Annotated in this window: 16 protein-coding genes; 10 read left to right on the top strand and 6 right to left on the bottom strand. The window is 36.1% G+C overall.

Translation table 11 applies throughout. The features are described from left to right. The first annotated feature begins 262 nt into the window (after positions 1-262). Positions 263-2,677, top strand: a complete 2,415-nt coding sequence (locus VB248_RS10810; RefSeq protein WP_323296791.1) for a TonB-dependent receptor domain-containing protein — start codon at positions 263-265, stop codon at positions 2,675-2,677. A 200-nt stretch (positions 2,678-2,877) separates the two neighbouring features. Beyond that, positions 2,878-3,555: a hypothetical protein gene (locus VB248_RS10805; protein ID WP_323296790.1), complete on the top strand. Its 678-nt coding sequence runs from the start codon at positions 2,878-2,880 to the stop codon at positions 3,553-3,555. Between the two features lie 317 nt (positions 3,556-3,872). Here VB248_RS10805 and VB248_RS10800 read toward each other — a convergent pair whose 3' ends face one another. From VB248_RS10800 to VB248_RS10775, 6 genes are all read right to left on the bottom strand, one after another. Further along, the gene (locus tag VB248_RS10800) at positions 3,873-4,442 is read right to left on the bottom strand and encodes a pentapeptide repeat-containing protein (RefSeq protein WP_323296789.1); all 570 of its coding nucleotides are present in this window, start codon (positions 4,440-4,442) and stop codon (positions 3,873-3,875) included. Continuing rightward, complete coding sequence (locus VB248_RS10795) at positions 4,439-4,993, bottom strand: DUF1003 domain-containing protein (RefSeq protein ID WP_323296788.1); 555 nt, start codon at positions 4,991-4,993, stop codon at positions 4,439-4,441. The genes VB248_RS10800 and VB248_RS10795 overlap by 4 nt, the downstream gene beginning before the upstream one ends. Positions 4,994-5,089: 96 nt before the next feature. Next, a complete protein-coding gene (bshB1, locus tag VB248_RS10790; protein ID WP_323296787.1) occupies positions 5,090-5,809 on the bottom strand; it encodes a bacillithiol biosynthesis deacetylase BshB1 in 720 nt (239 codons plus the stop codon). Between the two features lie 118 nt (positions 5,810-5,927). Continuing rightward, positions 5,928-7,049 carry a peptidoglycan DD-metalloendopeptidase family protein gene (locus tag VB248_RS10785; RefSeq protein ID WP_323296786.1) on the bottom strand — a complete coding sequence of 374 codons (1,122 nt, stop codon included), beginning with the start codon at positions 7,047-7,049 and terminating at the stop codon, positions 5,928-5,930. Between the two features lie 72 nt (positions 7,050-7,121). Continuing rightward, positions 7,122-8,060 carry a thioredoxin-disulfide reductase gene (trxB, locus tag VB248_RS10780; RefSeq protein ID WP_323296785.1) on the bottom strand — a complete coding sequence of 313 codons (939 nt, stop codon included), beginning with the start codon at positions 8,058-8,060 and terminating at the stop codon, positions 7,122-7,124. A gap of 296 nt (positions 8,061-8,356) precedes the next feature. After that, positions 8,357-9,310 carry a purple acid phosphatase family protein gene (locus VB248_RS10775; protein ID WP_323296784.1) on the bottom strand — a complete coding sequence of 318 codons (954 nt, stop codon included), beginning with the start codon at positions 9,308-9,310 and terminating at the stop codon, positions 8,357-8,359. A gap of 138 nt (positions 9,311-9,448) precedes the next feature. Between VB248_RS10775 and VB248_RS10770 the strand changes: the two genes are divergently transcribed. From VB248_RS10770 to VB248_RS10735, 8 genes are all read left to right on the top strand, one after another. Beyond that, positions 9,449-10,027, top strand: a complete 579-nt coding sequence (locus VB248_RS10770; protein WP_323296783.1) for an RNA polymerase sigma-70 factor — start codon at positions 9,449-9,451, stop codon at positions 10,025-10,027. Positions 10,028-10,056: 29 nt separating this feature from the next. Continuing rightward, positions 10,057-10,950: an Rpn family recombination-promoting nuclease/putative transposase gene (locus VB248_RS10765; RefSeq protein WP_323296782.1), complete on the top strand. Its 894-nt coding sequence runs from the start codon at positions 10,057-10,059 to the stop codon at positions 10,948-10,950. A gap of 11 nt (positions 10,951-10,961) precedes the next feature. Then, on the top strand, positions 10,962-11,132 hold the full coding sequence (locus VB248_RS10760; RefSeq protein ID WP_323296781.1) for a hypothetical protein: 171 nt from the start codon (positions 10,962-10,964) through the stop codon (positions 11,130-11,132). An 11-nt stretch (positions 11,133-11,143) separates the two neighbouring features. Beyond that, positions 11,144-11,302 (top strand): hypothetical protein, encoded by a 159-nt coding sequence (locus VB248_RS10755; protein WP_323296780.1) that lies wholly within the window; start codon positions 11,144-11,146, stop codon positions 11,300-11,302. 180 nt (positions 11,303-11,482) lie between these two features. Continuing rightward, positions 11,483-12,460 carry a FecR family protein gene (locus tag VB248_RS10750; RefSeq protein ID WP_323296779.1) on the top strand — a complete coding sequence of 326 codons (978 nt, stop codon included), beginning with the start codon at positions 11,483-11,485 and terminating at the stop codon, positions 12,458-12,460. A 108-nt stretch (positions 12,461-12,568) separates the two neighbouring features. After that, complete coding sequence (locus tag VB248_RS10745; RefSeq protein ID WP_323296778.1) at positions 12,569-15,607, top strand: TonB-dependent receptor; 3,039 nt, start codon at positions 12,569-12,571, stop codon at positions 15,605-15,607. An 83-nt stretch (positions 15,608-15,690) separates the two neighbouring features. After that, entirely contained in the window at positions 15,691-16,602 is a 912-nt protein-coding gene (locus VB248_RS10740) for an AEC family transporter (RefSeq protein WP_323296777.1), read from the top strand. Between the two features lie 342 nt (positions 16,603-16,944). Continuing rightward, complete coding sequence (locus VB248_RS10735) at positions 16,945-18,207, top strand: cation:dicarboxylate symporter family transporter (RefSeq protein ID WP_323296776.1); 1,263 nt, start codon at positions 16,945-16,947, stop codon at positions 18,205-18,207. Positions 18,208-18,355: the final 148 nt, after the last annotated feature.

Genomic DNA, 18,355 nt, shown 5'->3' with positions numbered 1-18,355 from the left:
CTTCGATGCTAACCAGAAAAATCTCCTAAAATTATCTACTTATGCAACTCTAAGAAAGAATTTTGCATCTGGAAAGATGATTTGAAGATGTGGTGATTTGAAAATTTGAAGATGTGCCAATTTGAAGATTTGAAGATGAGTTTTAATTTTCAAATCTTCAAATTGACACACTTTCAAATTAAATAAAGACCATTTTCAAATTTTCAAATCACCAAATTTTCAAATTGCGAAAGCAAATTTTCAAATTGATTAATCAAGCATTATGAAAAAAAGCCTCTTACTATTCATCAATCTCATGTTTATCGGCAATCTCAGTTTTGCCCAACAGGTCGTTTCTGGTAAAGTATTAGATGAGAAAAAACAAGCTGCCCCCTTTGCAACAATCGCCTTGTTATCGGCAAAAGATTCGTCGATGGTAAAAGCCAACTTAACCGATGCCGATGGCAATTATACCTTCGATGCCGTTAAAAATGGCAAGTACCTCATGGCTGCCTCAATGGTGGGCTATAACCGCTTATTGTCGCCTACTTTTGTGGTAGAAAACAAGGCTGTTCAAGTACCAACGCTTCAATTAGTAGCCAGTAGCAAGCAACTCGACGAAGTAACCGTAACGGCTCAAAAGCCTTTTTTAGAACAACGCATTGATAAAATGATTGTCAATGTAGCCAGTAGCCCAACGGCGGCAGGAAGCACCGCTTTAGAAGTGTTGCAAAAAGTACCTGGCTTGATTATCGCCCAAGAACGCATCACTATTGCAGGCAAAGCTTCGGTGTCGATTATGATTGATGGCAAACCTTCGCAATATACCGACATGAATCAGGTTTTACGTGATATGCCCAGCAATGCCATCGACAAAATTGAGGTCATCAAAAATCCATCGGCTCGTTATGACGCTTCGGGCGGAGCTATCATCAATATTATTATGAAACGTAATGCCGATTTAGGCACAAATGGCTCTATTGGTTTTTCGGCTCGTGGTTCTTGGTTCGACAACCGTGAAGTAAACCGCAGTGCCAACGACTTTTTTGGAGGCTTGTCGCCAACGCTATCGGTCAACCATCGCAAAGGAAAAATCAACGTTTTCGGGAATTATACTTACGCCGACCGTACTTATTACGAACTCACCAAAATTGACCGCATCATTGGCAACGACCTTTTCAACAATGCTACCATGATGCCCAACGAAGCCAAAGTACACAATGTTCGGGCAGGTATCGACTTTTACATCAATCGTAAAAATACTTTTGGCATCCTCCTTACAGGCTTTGACCGCCAAGGCACGGGTACAAACCGAGCCATCACCAACGTATATGATGCCACGAGTAAAGTATTGAAAAATGCTTTCCAGACTATCAACGAGCAACCTGTCAGTCGCTCAAACATCGGCTATAACCTCAACTGGAAACATAGCTTTGATACCACAGGAAGAGAATTGAACGTGGATTTAGATTATGTAACCTATCGTCTTAAAAGCCAGAACCTTATCACGGTAATAGACAATGATATTAACCGCAAAACTTCGCAAGAGGTAGATAATCCAGTGAAGTTTTTTACCGCTAAATTGGATTATACTTACCCTGTAAACGCTCATACCAAATGGGAAACAGGGGCAAAAGTTAGCTTTGCCACCATCGACAACGATTTGAAATTTTACCAAGCCCAACAATTAGATGTAGCCCGTAGCAATGTGTTTAATTATAAAGAAAACATCAATGCAGCCTATATCAATTTTAATACAAAATTGAGTGAAAAATGGGAAATCCAAACGGGACTACGAGCCGAGCAAACCATTGCCACAGGTTTTAGTCGGGCAGAAAACCAAAACGTACTCGACCGTAATTATTTGCAGTTGTTCCCAAGCGTATATTTGACCCGTAAAATCAACAAAAACTTGGCAGTGACTACCTCTTTCAATCGCAGAATAGACCGACCAAGTTACCAACAGCAAAATCCTTTTCAGTACCAAATCGACTCGTTGACTTATACCAAAGGGAATCCTTTGCTTAAACCACAGTTGACCAACGAAATCAAAATGCAAGTGACTTTCGACGGACAGCCGTTCTTTGCTTTGGGTTATAACAAAACCGACGATGTGATTATAGAAAATGCCCCACAACAAGACCTTGAAACCAAGCGTACTTTTACGACGGCACAAAATTTGGCTACTTATAAAAATTACTTTGTCGAACTCAATTTCCCTTTAAATATCGGTAAAAGAATCTCAGGATTTGGGGGTAATCAACTGATTTACAACAGCTACAATGCCAATTATTTAGGAGCAACCTTCGACCAAGGACGTGTCAATTGGTTGGCGTATATCAATGTAAACATCAAAATTTTGAAAAACTTAGGAGCAGAAATCAACGGCTGGTACATGACTCATTCACAACAGGAATTTTTGCGACTCAAACCAATGGGAGCATTGACGATAGGCTTACAACAAAAAATGTTTGAAGGAAAAGGCAAACTTTCGCTCAGTTTCAACGACGTTTTTTATACAGAAAAAGTAAGCGGCACAATCGAATTTCAGGACATCAACCTCAGTTATTACCAACGCCAAGCCTCACGCAATGTACGCTTATCGTTTAATTACTCGTTTGGCAACCAGAAACTCAAAGCTACCCGTAATCGCAAAACAGGTTCGGAATCTGAAAACAATCGGGTGAAAGCCAATTAAAAAGTTTCAAAACCTACCCCCAAGAGCGTATTGACAAATTGTAGAAATTTGACAATACGCTCTTTTTAGTTAATCGTGGCTTGATGTAGAGCTTAAGAACTAAAATGGTATGACCTGTTTTGATACAATTAAGAGCAATAAACATTGCAAATTTAACCCCCTTGACATAAATTGGCTGAAACTCAAAACTATAATCAAAGATGCAAAGTGTAAGAAAAGAATTATTTGATATTCTGAAACCCTATTTCAATGACAGGAAATATAAATTTTTCAATAACTCTGGTGACCCACGGTTTGTAAAGGTTGACCAAGGTATAGTTGTCCATTTCTTCTTTAACTTTTTTAGGAATGGAAGTGAAGTCGGGTTTTCAAGGTTTAATATTTCACATTTAGAAATAGAGGATATTATATTAGAGATAAGTGGCCCAAATTGGATATTAGATGATTATCTTAAAAAAGATAAATACTTTCTATCTACCATAATTGATAATAATTCAGAAATTAATATCAATGAAGACCGACCTTTAGAAACCAAAAAGCAAGTACAAGAATATGCCAAAGCTATTAAACACTATACTGAAACCAACGGCAAGGCTTTTCTTGATAAATATAGTTATTTACCTAATCTGTTAATTGAGATGGATAAATTGGAGCAAGAAGGTAAGGGATGGTATGAGATAATTGATGGTATGGGTAGTTACTTGTTTAGAGTATTAATTATTTCTAAACTATGTAATGACCCAGATTTTGATAGAAAACTTTCAATTTGCGATGATAACTTCAACACAGATCCAATACTAATAAGGGATGGCTGGCAACCTTATTATGAGCAGCTAAAATTAAAATTATCAGCATTAAGTCCAAAATATAACTTATAAGGTTAGAAACCTTCTTTTTAATTATACCTATTTCACTTTACTTTATAGTATTTGTATTAAACAATGTCTTGATACAATTGTACTTTATGTCAATTCTCTCAAACAAGATGCCTATTGCATTTTACTTTATCTTCATTTGATTTAACAAGATGCCTGTTATATTTTACTTTATATCAATTCATTGAAACAAGATGAGTCTTAAATTAAACTAAGTAAAGGAACATTACACCAAGCGAGGGGGATAAGCCAGAAGTATTACTGATGGCATGACTTGAAGTCATGCTATCAGTTGGCTTTTTGACATCATCATTAGAACATTACTCAATCACAATCTCATATTGATACAACAAACCTCTTAGTCCATCATAAGAAAATTTTGCTTTTTTAATCGTGTTCTTTTCTGGATTAATAGCAAAATGTTCGGCTCTTCTGAAATCTACTTGTGTCAGATTGGTTTTGTCGAAAACCGTATTCAATAAATTACAATCGTGAAAAGACGCTCCCGTTAAATCTGCTTCCGAGAAATTTGCCTCTTGAATTTGACAATTTTCAAACTTTGTTTTTTGAAGCTTTTTCTTGAAAAAATAAGTATAATTCAAAGAACAGTTTTTGAAATAAACAGCAAATAAAAAAGGTTTACAAATGCTGAAATCAACCCCAATTATTTTACAATCAATAAATTGCACTGTTTTTAAGCTGGTATTGTTGAGGTTGGCACTGCTGAGGTTACAGCTTTCGAAAGTACAATCTATAAAATCATTATTGGCAAGGTTACTATTTGAAAAATCACAATTTTTGAAAGTACAACTTTCGTACTCATTTCCCTTGATTACTTGTTTTGAAAAATCAAGCTTTTCAAATACTTGCTCATAAAATTCTTCTCTCATTTTTTACTTAGACGTTCAAGTTTGTTATTGATTTCATTCAATAAATAAATTTGCTTGGTATGCGAGTCGATTAGCGTTCTGATTTGTTCTTCCAGCAACAAATCCATTTTTTGCTGTAAACTTCTGATTTGCATTTCAGCTTTTAGGTTAATCAAGTAGTCATTTTCACTTCTTTTTCTATCTTTTTCTTCCTGACGGTTTTGGCTCATCATAATGATTGGAGCTTGCAAGGCAGCAATACACGAAAGTACCAAATTCATCAAAATAAAAGGGTAGGGGTCAAAACGATATTTCGTAATCATTACAGTATTGAAAATAATCCAAACTGTAAGTATGACTGCAAAAATGATGATAAACTTCCAACTTCCGCCAAACTTGGCAACTTTATCAGAAATAGCCTGCCCTTCAGTGATTTCTTCTATTGGCGGATTCAATAGATTTTGAACAATTAATTGTTCTGACTTGATGGTTTCTTCTACAATTGCATGAAGTTTTTCGAGGTGTTTGCTTTCGTCATCAAGTAATTGTTTTACTTCTATGTTTGGTTTCATAAGTTTTGTTCATTGACAAAAAAGCCGTAAATGAGTCAATCTTTTCCAATTGTATTCATTTACGGCTTTTGAAAATCTTTGTATTAAAAGGTTGATTTATTTTAAATCGAATAAGTCGCTAACGCCAATTTTTTTGTAACTGGTATAGCCTTCACCGTAATCTGCCCCTACATAATGGCCCATTTCACGGTTGCGGGCAATAACAAATTCTAAAAATGCTGGAGAACTCAGATAAGAATCTGGTTCGGTTGAATTTGGGTCATAGAACTGACTTCTGAATGCTCTGATTGAAGCCTCTTTTTGTTTCCAAAAATCTGAAATATCAACTACAAAATGCGGGTCGATGTAGCGGTCTTGAATATAATGATAAAGATTTTTAGGTCGCCAAGCTTGTTGTAAAGTACCGTCATCTTCAAAAGTATTAACCATTCTCAAGCCAGATTTAAAGCAAGCATCCACAGCAAGTTCACAGGCTTTTCGGTGGTCGGGATGGCGGTCGTCGATAGCATTGGCTAACACAATTTCAGGCTGATAGCGACGAATTACTCTGATTAATTTCATTTGATGTTCTTCGTCATTGACAAAGAAACCATCTCTAAAACCTAAGTTTTCACGAGCATGAACGCCCAAGATTCTTGTAGCTTCGGCTGATTCAGCCAAACGAATTTCTGGTGTACCTCTTGTTCCTAATTCTCCACGAGTAAAGTCAACGATTCCTACCTTTTTACCTTTTGCAATCTGTAAACAAATTGTTCCAGAACACCCTAACTCGGCATCATCTGGATGAGCCGCCATCACTAAAATATCTAATTTCATTTATATTTCTTGTAAAATCTTTGGAATTAAAACCATTGCAATTTAAGAATGAAATTGGCTAAAAAATAAAAGAGCCAATAGAAAAAACTTCTATTGGCTCTTTTTTATCAGAAAAAGATTAATGGATTCTTAGTCTGCGTCCAACTCTCAGATTGGCCGATATTCTAAGACCGTTCATTCTGGCTAATTTTTCTACTGAAATTCCTGCACGGTTGGCAATTGAATAAAGCGAATCGCCATGACGAGTGGTTGTCCAAGCAGTTCTACGTGTTTGAATTTTTCTTGCACTCGAACCGTACTCGTTATCCAAAGTCAAACCATAAGTATCAAAAACTCTTGCCGAAATCAAGATATGGTCTGAAACAGGTTCTGTTCTATCGCCTGCAAAATTGAAAACATAAATCGCAGGATTGAAAGGGTTTCCTTCATAACGGGTTTCAAAGTGTAAATGTGAACCTGTACTTCTACCTGTGTTACCGCCCAAACCAATTTGGTCTCCAGCTTTTACATAAGCTCCAGATTCAAAGTTTTTAGCAGATAAGTGACCGTAAAGGGTTTCTAAACCATTGTAATGACGAACTACCAAAAACTTTCCATAACCACCACCATCATAACCTGATACTCTTACGATTCCGTCAAAAGCCGCATAAACGGGGTCGCCAGTTTCTAAATCAATATCAACGCCTGAGTGCATTCTTCCCCAACGTGGCCCGAAAACAGAAGTAAGTTTTGGGGCATTGTTTGGAACTGACCAAAATCTACCTTGTTCTTTATTGTAAAGCTCAATATCAACTACGTCGTCAAAATCTTTTGGATTAATGCCGTAAGGGTCGATATTAGTAGCATCCCAAATAGAGAAGTAAGTGGCAACAGATACAAAATCGTCACTGCCTTCTGTGCGGTTTTCCTCTTCGATTTCCACAATCAAAGGCTCTCTTTCGTCCACAGAAGTAGTATCAAAAACACTTATTGAAGCATTCAGTTCTTTAGCAGGCTCATATTTTGAAGATGCCGTGATAGCCGAAGGCGTAGAAATTGTTTCGGTTTCATATTCATTCCTAAATTGTAATTTAGGTAATTCACCTAACTCTTCATCTTCCTTCTTTTTATCTTTCTGTAAACCAGCATTACTTTTCACATTAATCTTTGGGTTTTTCTTGAAACTTCCAGATTCCTGTGCAAAAGTTAAGAATGAGCTTAAACAAAAAAATGCTACTAATAAGTTTTTAATCTTGTTCATTTGTAATTTTTTTAATGAAAATCTAATAGTTGAATTCCATTAGTTCATTAATTACGTTATAATTACTTTATACTAATGTAATTCGTTTTCAGCCAACCATCTTTCTGCGTCCAAAGCTGCCATACAACCTGTACCTGCTGCCGTGATGGCTTGGCGGTAAATATTGTCTTGGGCATCACCCGAAGCAAATACTCCTGCAATATTCGTGCGAGAAGAACCTTTTTCTGTAATTATATAACCTGCTTCGTCCATTTCTAAGAAACCTTTGAAAATATCCGTGTTAGGTTTATGACCAATCGCTACAAAGAAACCTGTTACTGGTAAAACTGTTGTTTCGCCCGAAACATTGTTTTTAATTCTTACGCCAGTTACGCCGCTATCATCACCCAAAATTTCATCTGTTGATGAATTCCAGTGCATTTCAATTTTCGGATTCGAGGTTACTCTTTTTTGCATAATCTGCGAAGCACGTAATTCATCACGACGCACAATCATGTGAACTTTCTTACATAAGTTAGCCAAATAAGTAGCTTCTTCGGCTGCTGTATCGCCACCACCTACGATTGCTACTTCTTGATTACGGAAAAAGAAACCATCACAAACTGCACAAGCCGAAACCCCACGACCGTTAAATTCTTGTTCGGAAGGTAAACCTAACCATTTTGCCGAAGCTCCCGTAGAAATAATAACGGCATCAGCTAAGATTTCTTGTGTATCGTCAACGATTACTTTTTTAGGACTTACCGAAAAGTCAACCGAAGTAACCATTCCATAACGCACATCAGTTCCGAATCTGCGAGCCTGTTTTTCAAGGTCTTGCATCATTACTGGACCTTGTATTCCTTCTGGATAACCAGGGAAGTTTTCTACATCATTTGTAATCGTTAATTGTCCTCCCGGTTGTGGGCCTTGATACATGATGGGTGCTAAACCTGCACGTGAAGCGTAAATTGCGGCGGTGTAACCCGCTGGTCCTGAGCCTATAATAAGGCATTTGGTATGCTCTGCCATTGTTAAATTTAATACTATTTATTGCTAATTTTTGTAATAATCACTCGTCAATTATTTGTAGAATTAGAACAAAAATTAAAGTACAAAAATTGCAGAATAAATTCAGAATGCCAAGAATTTATTCATAGCACAATCATGTGACTTTGTGTAAGTGTTTGTTTTTTAGTTGATTATCGTTAATTCTGAAAGGGTCATATTCTTAAAAAATGTAAAAATAAAAATAGCGATTCAAAGCTTTTGTCCGAAAGTTTTGAATCGCTATTCCTTTTAATACCTAATTTTATTCAAGAATCTGTTTACTTACTCAATTCAGTATTGTAAACTACTTTGCCTTCTTCGTTGATTACTTGTACAAAAAGCTTGTCGGGTGTAGCCGAAAATACCATAAATCCGTAGTCGGAAAGTGCCAATTTACTGATGGGCAAAGTACCAATCGCTGTTTTTTCAGAAGCTGCACCCGAAACGAAATAATGTGTTTTTCCTTCTGGTTTCAAATGTTGTAAATCGTGGTCGTGTCCGCACAAATAGGCATCTACTTGATATTTGTCCAAAACTGATTTCAAAGAATTACGAATGGCACGAGTATCATAACTTTCTCTTCTTTTTTCGGTAGCGGTATAAAGGGGATGATGCCCAACTACAATTTTCCACTTGATTGTGGGCGAATTATTGGCAAGTGTTTTTTCTAACCATTTTTTCTGAGCTGTACTATCTTGACTAATTACAGCTTTGCTGTACTCGCCTTTATAAAATTCAGGAATTAAAGGGTTTGTGTCGATGAACGCAATTAATACTTGGTTTTTATCGTCGATTGAAAATATTTTAGAATAATAACGAGCAGGCATTTTCCAACGACGGCTGATTTTGGTATAAGCCACTTGTGCATCAGGATTTGATTTATAATCATGATTCCCCAAAACTGGATACCAGTCCCACTGCAAAGAAAAATCTGTATAAATATCTTCAAAAGAGTATTTAAAAAGTGGGTCAAATTCGCTGATAACGCCACTTGGATAAAAATTATCACCCGTAGCAATCACAAACTCCGATTTGATTTTAGTTGCTACTTTTCCCATTTGGGCAGCTACAGGTTTTTGGTGGTCAGCACCATTTCTTCCCCAGTCGCCCATAACTAAGAAATTTAAAGCATTGGGATGCGTATCTATTTCGGTAGTTTGAGCTTGAGCAAACATTGATAAAAAGAGTAAAGGAAGAAGACGAAAAATGGTCATAAGTTTTGTCGATTGCATGGTTGAAAGATTGATTAGCAAAACTAAGATTTCAAAAATAGAATTGTTGTTATGTTAAGGTTAATTCCTGAAAAAATTTGTAAATATATTTTTGGCTTGTATGTTTCGTACAAATATATATTTACTTTGTACTAAATTATGCAGATAAAAATATTTGATACCGACCAAGAAATCCTCACATCGCTTGCCGCAAGTGATGCCAGAGCCTTTGATTTTTTGTATCAAAAGTTTTATTCAAAATTGTACGCTGCGGCTTATAAACGATTACAAAACCGAGAACTTACCGAAGAAGTAATTCAAGATTTGTTTATTTCCTTGTGGGAACGCAGAAAAAAACTTGAAATCAATACGACTATCGAAGCCTATTTGTTCTCTTCGGTGAAGTATTTGGTGATTGCACAATACAAAAAGAACAATTTGTTTGAACAATACTCAAATAATCCATTACCAAGCGAAGACAGCAACTTTACAGAACAAATGGTTGCTTTTGATGAGTTGAATGAAGCCTATCAACAAGCCTTGCAAGCTTTACCTGAAAGATGCAGAGAAATATTTTTGATGAAAAGAACGGGACTGTCGCAAAGAGAAATTTCTGAGCGTTTGGATATTTCAGAGAAAACCGTTGAAAATCAGATGACTAAAGCCTTAAAAATTTTAAGAGAAGCCTTGAGCGATTATACAGCTCTATCTATTTTTTTAATACCTGTATTGCATTAATTTTGAGAAAACTGAAATGTTCTATTACAATGAGTCACCTAAATAATCCACACGACAAATTCTTTAAAGAAACTTTTTCTCGTTTAGATATTGCTCAAAGTTTTATTGAAGAAACTTTTCCCTCTGAAATCAGGGACAAAATAAACCTTCTTACTTTAACGAAAATCAACGCTTCTTTTACAGATGCAGATTTATCTGAGCATTTGGCAGATATTGTTTATCAGACCGAATATGCTGGACAGCAGGCATTGGTTTCTTTACTTTTTGAACATAAATCATATCCAGAAAAATATCCTCACTTACAGCTTTTGCGTTATATGAACAATGTTTGGCATGAGGAACAAAAGCAAAATAAGCCATTGTCGGTTGTTATTTCAACGGTGATTTATCATGGAGAAAGTACTTGGAAAAAACTTTCGATGCTTACTTATTTCGGGAATACACATGAAAGTCTTCATCCATTTATTCCTCAGTTTGATTATCTTTTATTTTCCTTAAATGGGATAGAAGATTATCAAATTGAAAATTTCAAGAGTGATATGTTAGGTCTTGCTACGATGCTGATGAAACATAGCCGAGACAAGATGAATAGTTTTTTGAATTTAACACCCTTCTTAGTCAATAAATTAAATGCTTTGGATTCGGCTCGTCAAGATGACTTTATAAAGACTACTTTCCGTTATATCGAAGAAGGTATTAACTTGACACAGAATAAATTATCTCCTATATTTACACAGGTTTCACAAAATGTAAACAATATTGCCATGACTATCGCAGATGAAATTAGAGAAGAAACTACTTTCAATCATATAAAAGGATTACTTCAAAATGGTATTACTCCAGAGATTATCGCAAAATCTTTTGGCATATCGGTTCAAAAGGTAGAAGAAATTATCAAAAAATTGAAAACTTCGTCTAATTAAACAATATTGCCATGACTATTGCAGATGAAATTAGAGAAGAAGAAAGAGAAAAAACTACATTTAATTATGTTAAGGGATTACTTCAAAATGGAGCCTCAATTGAATTAATTTCAAAATCTTTTGGCATATCTGTTCAAAAGGTAGAAGAAATTATCAAAAAATTGAAAACTTCTTCTAACTAAACAAGATTGCTATGACTATTGCAGATGAAATTAGAGAGGAAACAACTTTCAATAGTATAAAAGGATTAATTCAAAATGGAGTATCAATTGAATTGATTTCAAAATCTTTTGGATTATCCATTCAAGAAGTTGAAAAGATTATTAAGAAAATAAAAAATACTTCAAAATAGAGATTATTCAATTTTGAAAGAAATATTCCCCAAACAAGCTCAAAAGGCTTGTTTTTTGTTTTTATCCAGATGATATTTCTCACTTTATTCATAGAAGAAAAATTTTTCTTAAAAAAATATTATTTCTGCATAGGGGAAAAAGGCGTGTTGTTTCACTTAGTATTTGAAAGCAAGAATAAAATGAGAATAAATCAAGAAATAATAGAACGTTACTTGAACGACGAAGCATCTGAGGGCGAAAGATTCTTTGTTGAAAGATGGTACGCTTCGTTTGAAAATAAACCTGACGGCTTGAGTGATTTAACCGAAGAAGAGCGAGCCGAACTTAAAAATAAAATCAAGGAGGCAATTCAAGAGCAAATTAAACACAAGGAGAAATACAATCCTCCTCGTTGGGTTTGGGCAGTGGCAAGTATGGCGGCGGTATTGGTGATTGTAGTTGGGCTATCGTTTTATTTCTTGCCAAATGACAAGGAGAAAATCAGTAAAATCAAATCGGATATTCCAATTTCCGATTGGGCAAAGTATGAAAACTCTTCTGCTAAAATTCTCAAAGTTGTTTTACCCGATGGAAGTATCGTTTTATTACAGCCCAAAACTCAATTGAGCTATAATCAATCTGACCGACTGTACAGACAAGTAAACCTGAAAGGAGAAGCCTTTTTTGACGTTAAAAGAGATGAAGCTCGTCCATTTTTGATTTACTCAGGCAAAATGACAACCACCGTTTTAGGTACAAGCTTCAACGTAAAGGCTTACCCAACAATGGAAACTTTTGAGGTGTCGGTCGTTACAGGAAAAGTTTCAGTGAAAAATGAAACAGAAAAAGAGATTATTCTACTACCAAAACAACAAGTTGTGTTAGCAACAAAAACCGATGAAATGCAAGTAAATGTTTTGCCACCTGATAAAACATTTTATTGGGAATTGTCATCGCTACAATTCGACGACACCAATATGGAAGATGTTGTAAAAAGCATCGAACATAATTTTAATGTACAGATTGAATTATCACCCAAACTCCAAAACTGCCGCTTGAGCGGAAATTTCGACAACGTACATCTCTCTACGATTCTTGAAGTCATTTGCCGTTCCATAGAAGCGGAGTACGTAATTGATGGACAAAATATTTCCTTGAAAGGAAACGGCTGTCCATAACATAGCAAAAAACAAATCTATAAAAACTCCTACTGCACTCAAATCAATTTGGGTGAGCTGGGAAAACTATGTCCCAAAAAAATTAAACAATCTAAATTTAATTAACCAATGAAAAAATTTTTAGCTTTAAAGCATACGATGCTAACCATTATGAAAATTACGATTAGTCAATGTCTTTTATTCGCTATCTTTTCGGTGATGGCTTTAGGCTCTCCGAGCAAAGCCCAGCAAATTTTGACCAGAGAAGTGTCTATCAAACTAAGCAATGTAAGCTTAAAGACTGTTTTGATAGAAATAGAAAAACAGTCGGGAGTACGTTTTGTGTATAGCAACAATACGATTCAGCTTAATAAAGATGTAAGCATAGAAGTCAATCGTGAAGCCTTGCATTCGGTTTTACCTAAACTTCTTTTCCCTAATCAGATTCGTTATGAAGTGGTAGAAGAGCAAATTATTTTGAAGAAAAGTAAAGAACAAACCAACGCTTTTCCCAGTGAAAAAGAAGTGGTGGTGGAAGACGAAAAAGTATCAGGCAAAATTAGCAGTGAAAAAGGCGAAGCGTTAGTCGGCGTAAGTATTTTGGTAAAAGGCACAGCAAGAGGTACTGTTACCGATGCTGAAGGAAAGTTTAGTATCGTTGCCAAAGAAGGCGAAGTACTGGTGTTTTCATTTATTGGATATAAAAAAGAAGAAATCAAAGTCAGTGCCAAACAAGTAATCGCCCTGACTTTGAAAGAAGATAATGCACAATTGGGTGAAGTTGTAGTCATTGGTTCACGCTCTACGGTGGCTCGTACCAATGTTGAACGTCCCGTTCCCGTGGATGTGATTAGTGCCAAAGAATTGCAATCGACTGGGCAAACAGAATTGTCGCAACAAGTACAATTTATGTCACCTTCGTTCAATTCAGCCAAAAATGGTATCAATGGCGTTGCCAATTATGCCGACCCTGCATCTTTAAAAGGCTTATCTCCCGACCAAATGTTGGTACTCATCGACGGCAAAAGACATCACCAGTTTGCGGCACTCAACAACAACGTAACCGTTGGAAAAGGAACAGTCGTAACAGATTTAAACGCAGTACCTTCTTTGGCTTTGGAAAGAATGGAAATTTTACGAGATGGTGCCGCCGCTCAATACGGCTCAGATGCCATTGCAGGTATTGCCAATTTGGTTTTGAAAAAATCTGTAAACAATGGTACAGCACAAATCCAGTATGGCGTTACTGGCGAAGGGGATGGCGGAGGCTATTCTGTGGGTTTAAACTACGGTTTTGCTTTAGGAAAAAGAGCCTCATTAAATATTACGGGTAATTATCAGGATGTAGCAGGAACAGACCGCTCAGACCCTTACAATCCTCAACCCGTCGCTGGCGGAGCTTATACGGGGATTTATACCAACGTAAAAGCAACAGATGAAGCAGCTTTAAAATCAAGAGGATATTGGGGCGATGGTACTTATGGTTCATTTCGCCCAACAGCTTATGGAAGTAATGCCATGAAATCGGGACAATTGTTTTATAACCTTGATGTTCCTTTAAAAACTGATTGGACGCTTTACTCTTTTGGCGGATTTTCTCAGAAAGACGTATTTGCTCGTGCTTTTCTTCGTACAGCTTTGCCCACAAGTGCTACGTCTAATGTTGATTTGTATCCCGATGGTTATGTGCCAGAATTGCCCGGTACGTCGGTCGATTACTCTTCTTTTGTAGGCATCAAACGCAAAACTTTTACAGGTTGGAATTGGGATTTTAGTACAGGTTATGGAAGAAACTATTTAGACCAATCGGCTAAGAACTCTTCAAATGCTTCGATGGGGGCGGCTTCTCCCAAAGATTTTTACATCGGTAGAATTTCTTTTGGACAAAGTTTGACTGAAATCAACGCTTCTAAAACGGTGTTAGGTTTATGGAATACCAAATCTGTCAACTTTGCTTTTGGAGCACAATACCGAGTTGATAATTTTGCACTTAGTGCAGGTGATGAAGCATCGTACTTAGTTGGCCCATTAGCGGCTACCAAAAATAAAACGCCCGGTTCTCAAGGAAGGGTAGGGATTGATAAAGCCGATGAAAAAAGTGTAAATCGTTCAAATATAGGAGTGTATGCCGATGTGGAAAGTGATATTACCAATCGTTTGTTGGTCGCTGCTGCTTTACGCTATGAAAATTATAGTGATTTTGGCAGTAATATTTCTGGAAAATTGGCTTCAAGATTGAAAATTACAGAAGTATTTTCAATCAGAGGTTCAATTAATAAAGGTTTCAGAGCACCGCTATTGCAACAAATTGCCAATGCCGCAACAACCTCTACGGTGCAGAATGGAATTATTAGAAGTACCAAACAATTGCCTTCAGACGACCCACGCTTAAAACAAATTGGTATCGAAGACCCCAAACCAGAAACTTCTTGGAACTATAATTTAGGTCTTACGGCTACTTTGGGCAAAAATCTTTTATTGACAATTGATGCTTATCAAATAGATATTTCTGATAGAATTATCATTACCGAAAACCTAAATGTAAACAATATTACCGCTTTAAAGAACCTGTTTCCTAATTTTCAAGAAATTACTTTTTTTACCAACGCCATCAACACAGGAACGAAAGGGATAGATGTAGTGGCTTCTTACAAACAAAACATTGGTGCTAAAAGTAAGTTTACCGCCAGTGTTGCCCTTACGGTCAATAAAACAGAAATTACCAACATCAAAGCAACACCTACGGCTTTGCAACAAGATACCAAAGCAACGGTGGTGCTAATTGACACGGTAAGTAGAGCTTTGATTGAAACCAGTCAGCCACATAGCAAAGTATTGGTATCTTTGGGCTATCAAGTAGGAAAATGGAACATCAACTTTAGAAGTTCATATTTTGGAGAAGTGACAGCTTGGGAAAAACCTTCTGGACAAAACCACCGCAGTCAAACTTTTGGTGGTAAAAACCTCTTCGATGCCTCGGTTGTTTATAATTTCAACAAGCATTTTAGCCTTACTTTGGGCGGAAACAATTTTACCAATGTATATCCAGATAAAGTATTTAGTAATTATGCTTCTTATTCAAACGGACAAGTACCTTATACCAGAAATGCCAATCAGTTTGGTTTCAATGGAGCATATTATTATAGCAGTCTAACGATTAAGTTATAAGCGTTTATCAATTATTTTAGCTCAAAGCTCACTACTCATAGCTATCATTTTACTACTGTGTACAACTTATAAATATTTACAATTTGTCCAACTTATTATTACTACTGGTTTGCTTGAGCATTGGCGTACTCCTCAGAAGGCTGAAAAGTTTTTCTGAGGATGCTCCAAGCGTTTTAAACAGCATTATTATTTATGTGTGCTTACCAGCAGTTACCCTGCTCAATACCACCGAAATACATTTTAGTAAAAATCTTCTACTCCCGATTTTGATGCCTTATTTGCTATATATTGGGTCTTTTATTTTTTTTAATTTGGTCGCATCTTTCATAAATATTGATTCTAATACCAAGGGAGCATTGATTCTGACGGCTGGCATCAGCAGTATTTCATTCGTTGGCTTTCCGATTTTTGAAGTACTTTTTGGCAAAGAAGGTTTACAAACGGGTATTTTGATGAGCCAAGCAGGTTCGTTTGTAGTGTGCGGAACGTTAGGAATTTTTACGGCATCTTATTACTCTTCGGCTGCTTTTTCGATGAAAGCCGTTATCTTAAATATTTTTAAATTTCCTCCATTTATAGCCTTTTGTTTGGCACTTGTACTGAATATTTTCGACTGGCATTTTCCCTTGTGGAGTAAGCAAATATTAGATAAAATCGGAAATCCTTTTGGCTTTTTAGCTTTACTTTCAATTGGTTTACAAATCAATTTTCAGAAAAACCAATTAGACTTGAAATCCCTTTTTTATGGTTTATTGTATAAATTATTCATTGCTCCTTTATTAATTTTTGTAATTTATGTCCTCATACTGGGCGAATACACGCCTTTGGGTAAACTTTGTGTCATTGGAGCAACCTTAGGTTCGATGAATACCGCCACTATTATAGCCATAACTTATAAGCTCAATCCAACTTTAGCAACACAGATGGTTAGTATCAGTATTCCATTATCTTTATTGAATGTTGCTGTTTGGTATGGATTAATGCTTTATTTTTAAATTCCATAACAAATTATTAAAATACATAAAGTATTCTTTTACTTGTTAGAAAAGTGTTTTAAGCAATGATACAAATTCAAAAAAATCTGATTAATGGACGATTTTCATACACAGAGTTTAGCAGAGTTTTAATGAGTTTCACAGAGTATTTTTACAATGTTTCTCTGTGAACCTCATTATATTCTCTGTGTTCCTCAGTGTCTTTTATAAGATTGCCCATTAGTCAGCAAAAGACATTTCAATAACAATCAAGTTGTTGATTTCCAAAACCTTAATCACTAAATCATTAAATCGCTCAATTTCTAACTAAAAGAAATCATTGCTAAACAATTGATAATTTCCATGAAAAAACTATTTCAAAACTTAACTTTTTGGGTACTTACCGCTATTACCGTTGGGGTACTGTTGGGGCATTTTGCTCCTGCGATTGCCTTACAACCTATCTTAGAAAAGCCAATCAAATTCAGTTTATATTTATCTGAGTTCGAAATAAAGACTACTTTTAGCGAGTTCCTCAGCAGTATTTTTATCAGTATTGTCAAAATCTTTATTTGTCCTATCATTTTTATTACCATCATGTTGGGTATAATTTCGATGGGAGATTTAAAAAAAGTAGGCAAAGTAGGAGCGAAGGCATTGTTGTACTTTGAGGTAGTAACTACGCTTGCCCTTTTCATCGGTATTATTACAGCCAACATCATTCGCCCCGGCGACGGCGTAGTGACTTCTGAAATCAAAGGCGGTGATATTTCAAAATATACCAAATCGGCGGAGGCTTTTAGTTGGTTGAAGTTTCTCATGGATAACGCTACGCTACAAGTACTGATTATCGCTATTATTTTAGGGGTGGTTTTCAGTAATTACTCAAAACGTAACGACATTGTGGCTTTTTTACAACCTATTTCTAAAAAAATATTTTGGGCTTTGCACAAAGTAATGCTTTTTGCTCCAGTCGGTGCTTTTGGTGGCATGGCATTTACCATTGCCAAATACGGCGTACATACGCTTTTACCTTTGGGAAAACTGATGGTGACGGTTTACAGCACTATGGCAATTTTTGTTTTTGTGGTATTGTATTTTATTCTAAGAATGTATAAAATCAATCTTTGGAAATTTTTAAAGTACATTCGTGAAGAGTTACTGATTGTTTTAGGAACATCTTCTTCAGAAGCGGCTTTGCCTTCTTTGATGGAAAAATTGGAAAGAATGGGTTGTTCAAAGTCGGTTGTGGGCTTGGTTGTTCCTGCGGGTTATTCCTTTAATTTAGATGGAACGACCATTTATTTGTCGATGGCGGTACTTTTTTTAGCACAAGTATTCAATGTTCACTTAGATTTGCAACAAATCTTGACGATAATCGGTATCTTGATGATTACTTCCAAAGGTGCGGCTGGTGTGACGGGTAGTGGTTTTATTGTGTTGGCTTCCACACTTTCGGCGGTAAAAGTGATTCCTGTAGAAGGTTTAGCCTTACTTTTGGGGGTCGATAGATTTATGTCGGAAGCGAGAGCCATCACTAATTTTATCGGAAATGGCGTAGCAACAATATGGTTAGCCAATAACGAAGGCGAATTTGACCGTGAACAAATGGAAAGAGTGCTTTGAGTGCTGAGTTTTGAGTTTGGAGTGGGGAGTTGTCCTTGCCTAAAATAGGTTGCCCTGATTTTTAAACAAGTTAAAGTAATCAAAATTGTAAAATAGTTTGATTTGGGTTGATGTTTTTTGAATAATCACAAGTCCAAATCGGTAAATT

Source organism: Arcicella rigui (assembly GCF_034929435.1).
Lineage (GTDB): Bacteria > Bacteroidota > Bacteroidia > Cytophagales > Spirosomataceae > Arcicella > Arcicella rigui.
The sequence above is the reverse complement of the archived record's forward strand: the minus strand, read 5'-3'. Positions and strand labels throughout refer to the sequence as shown.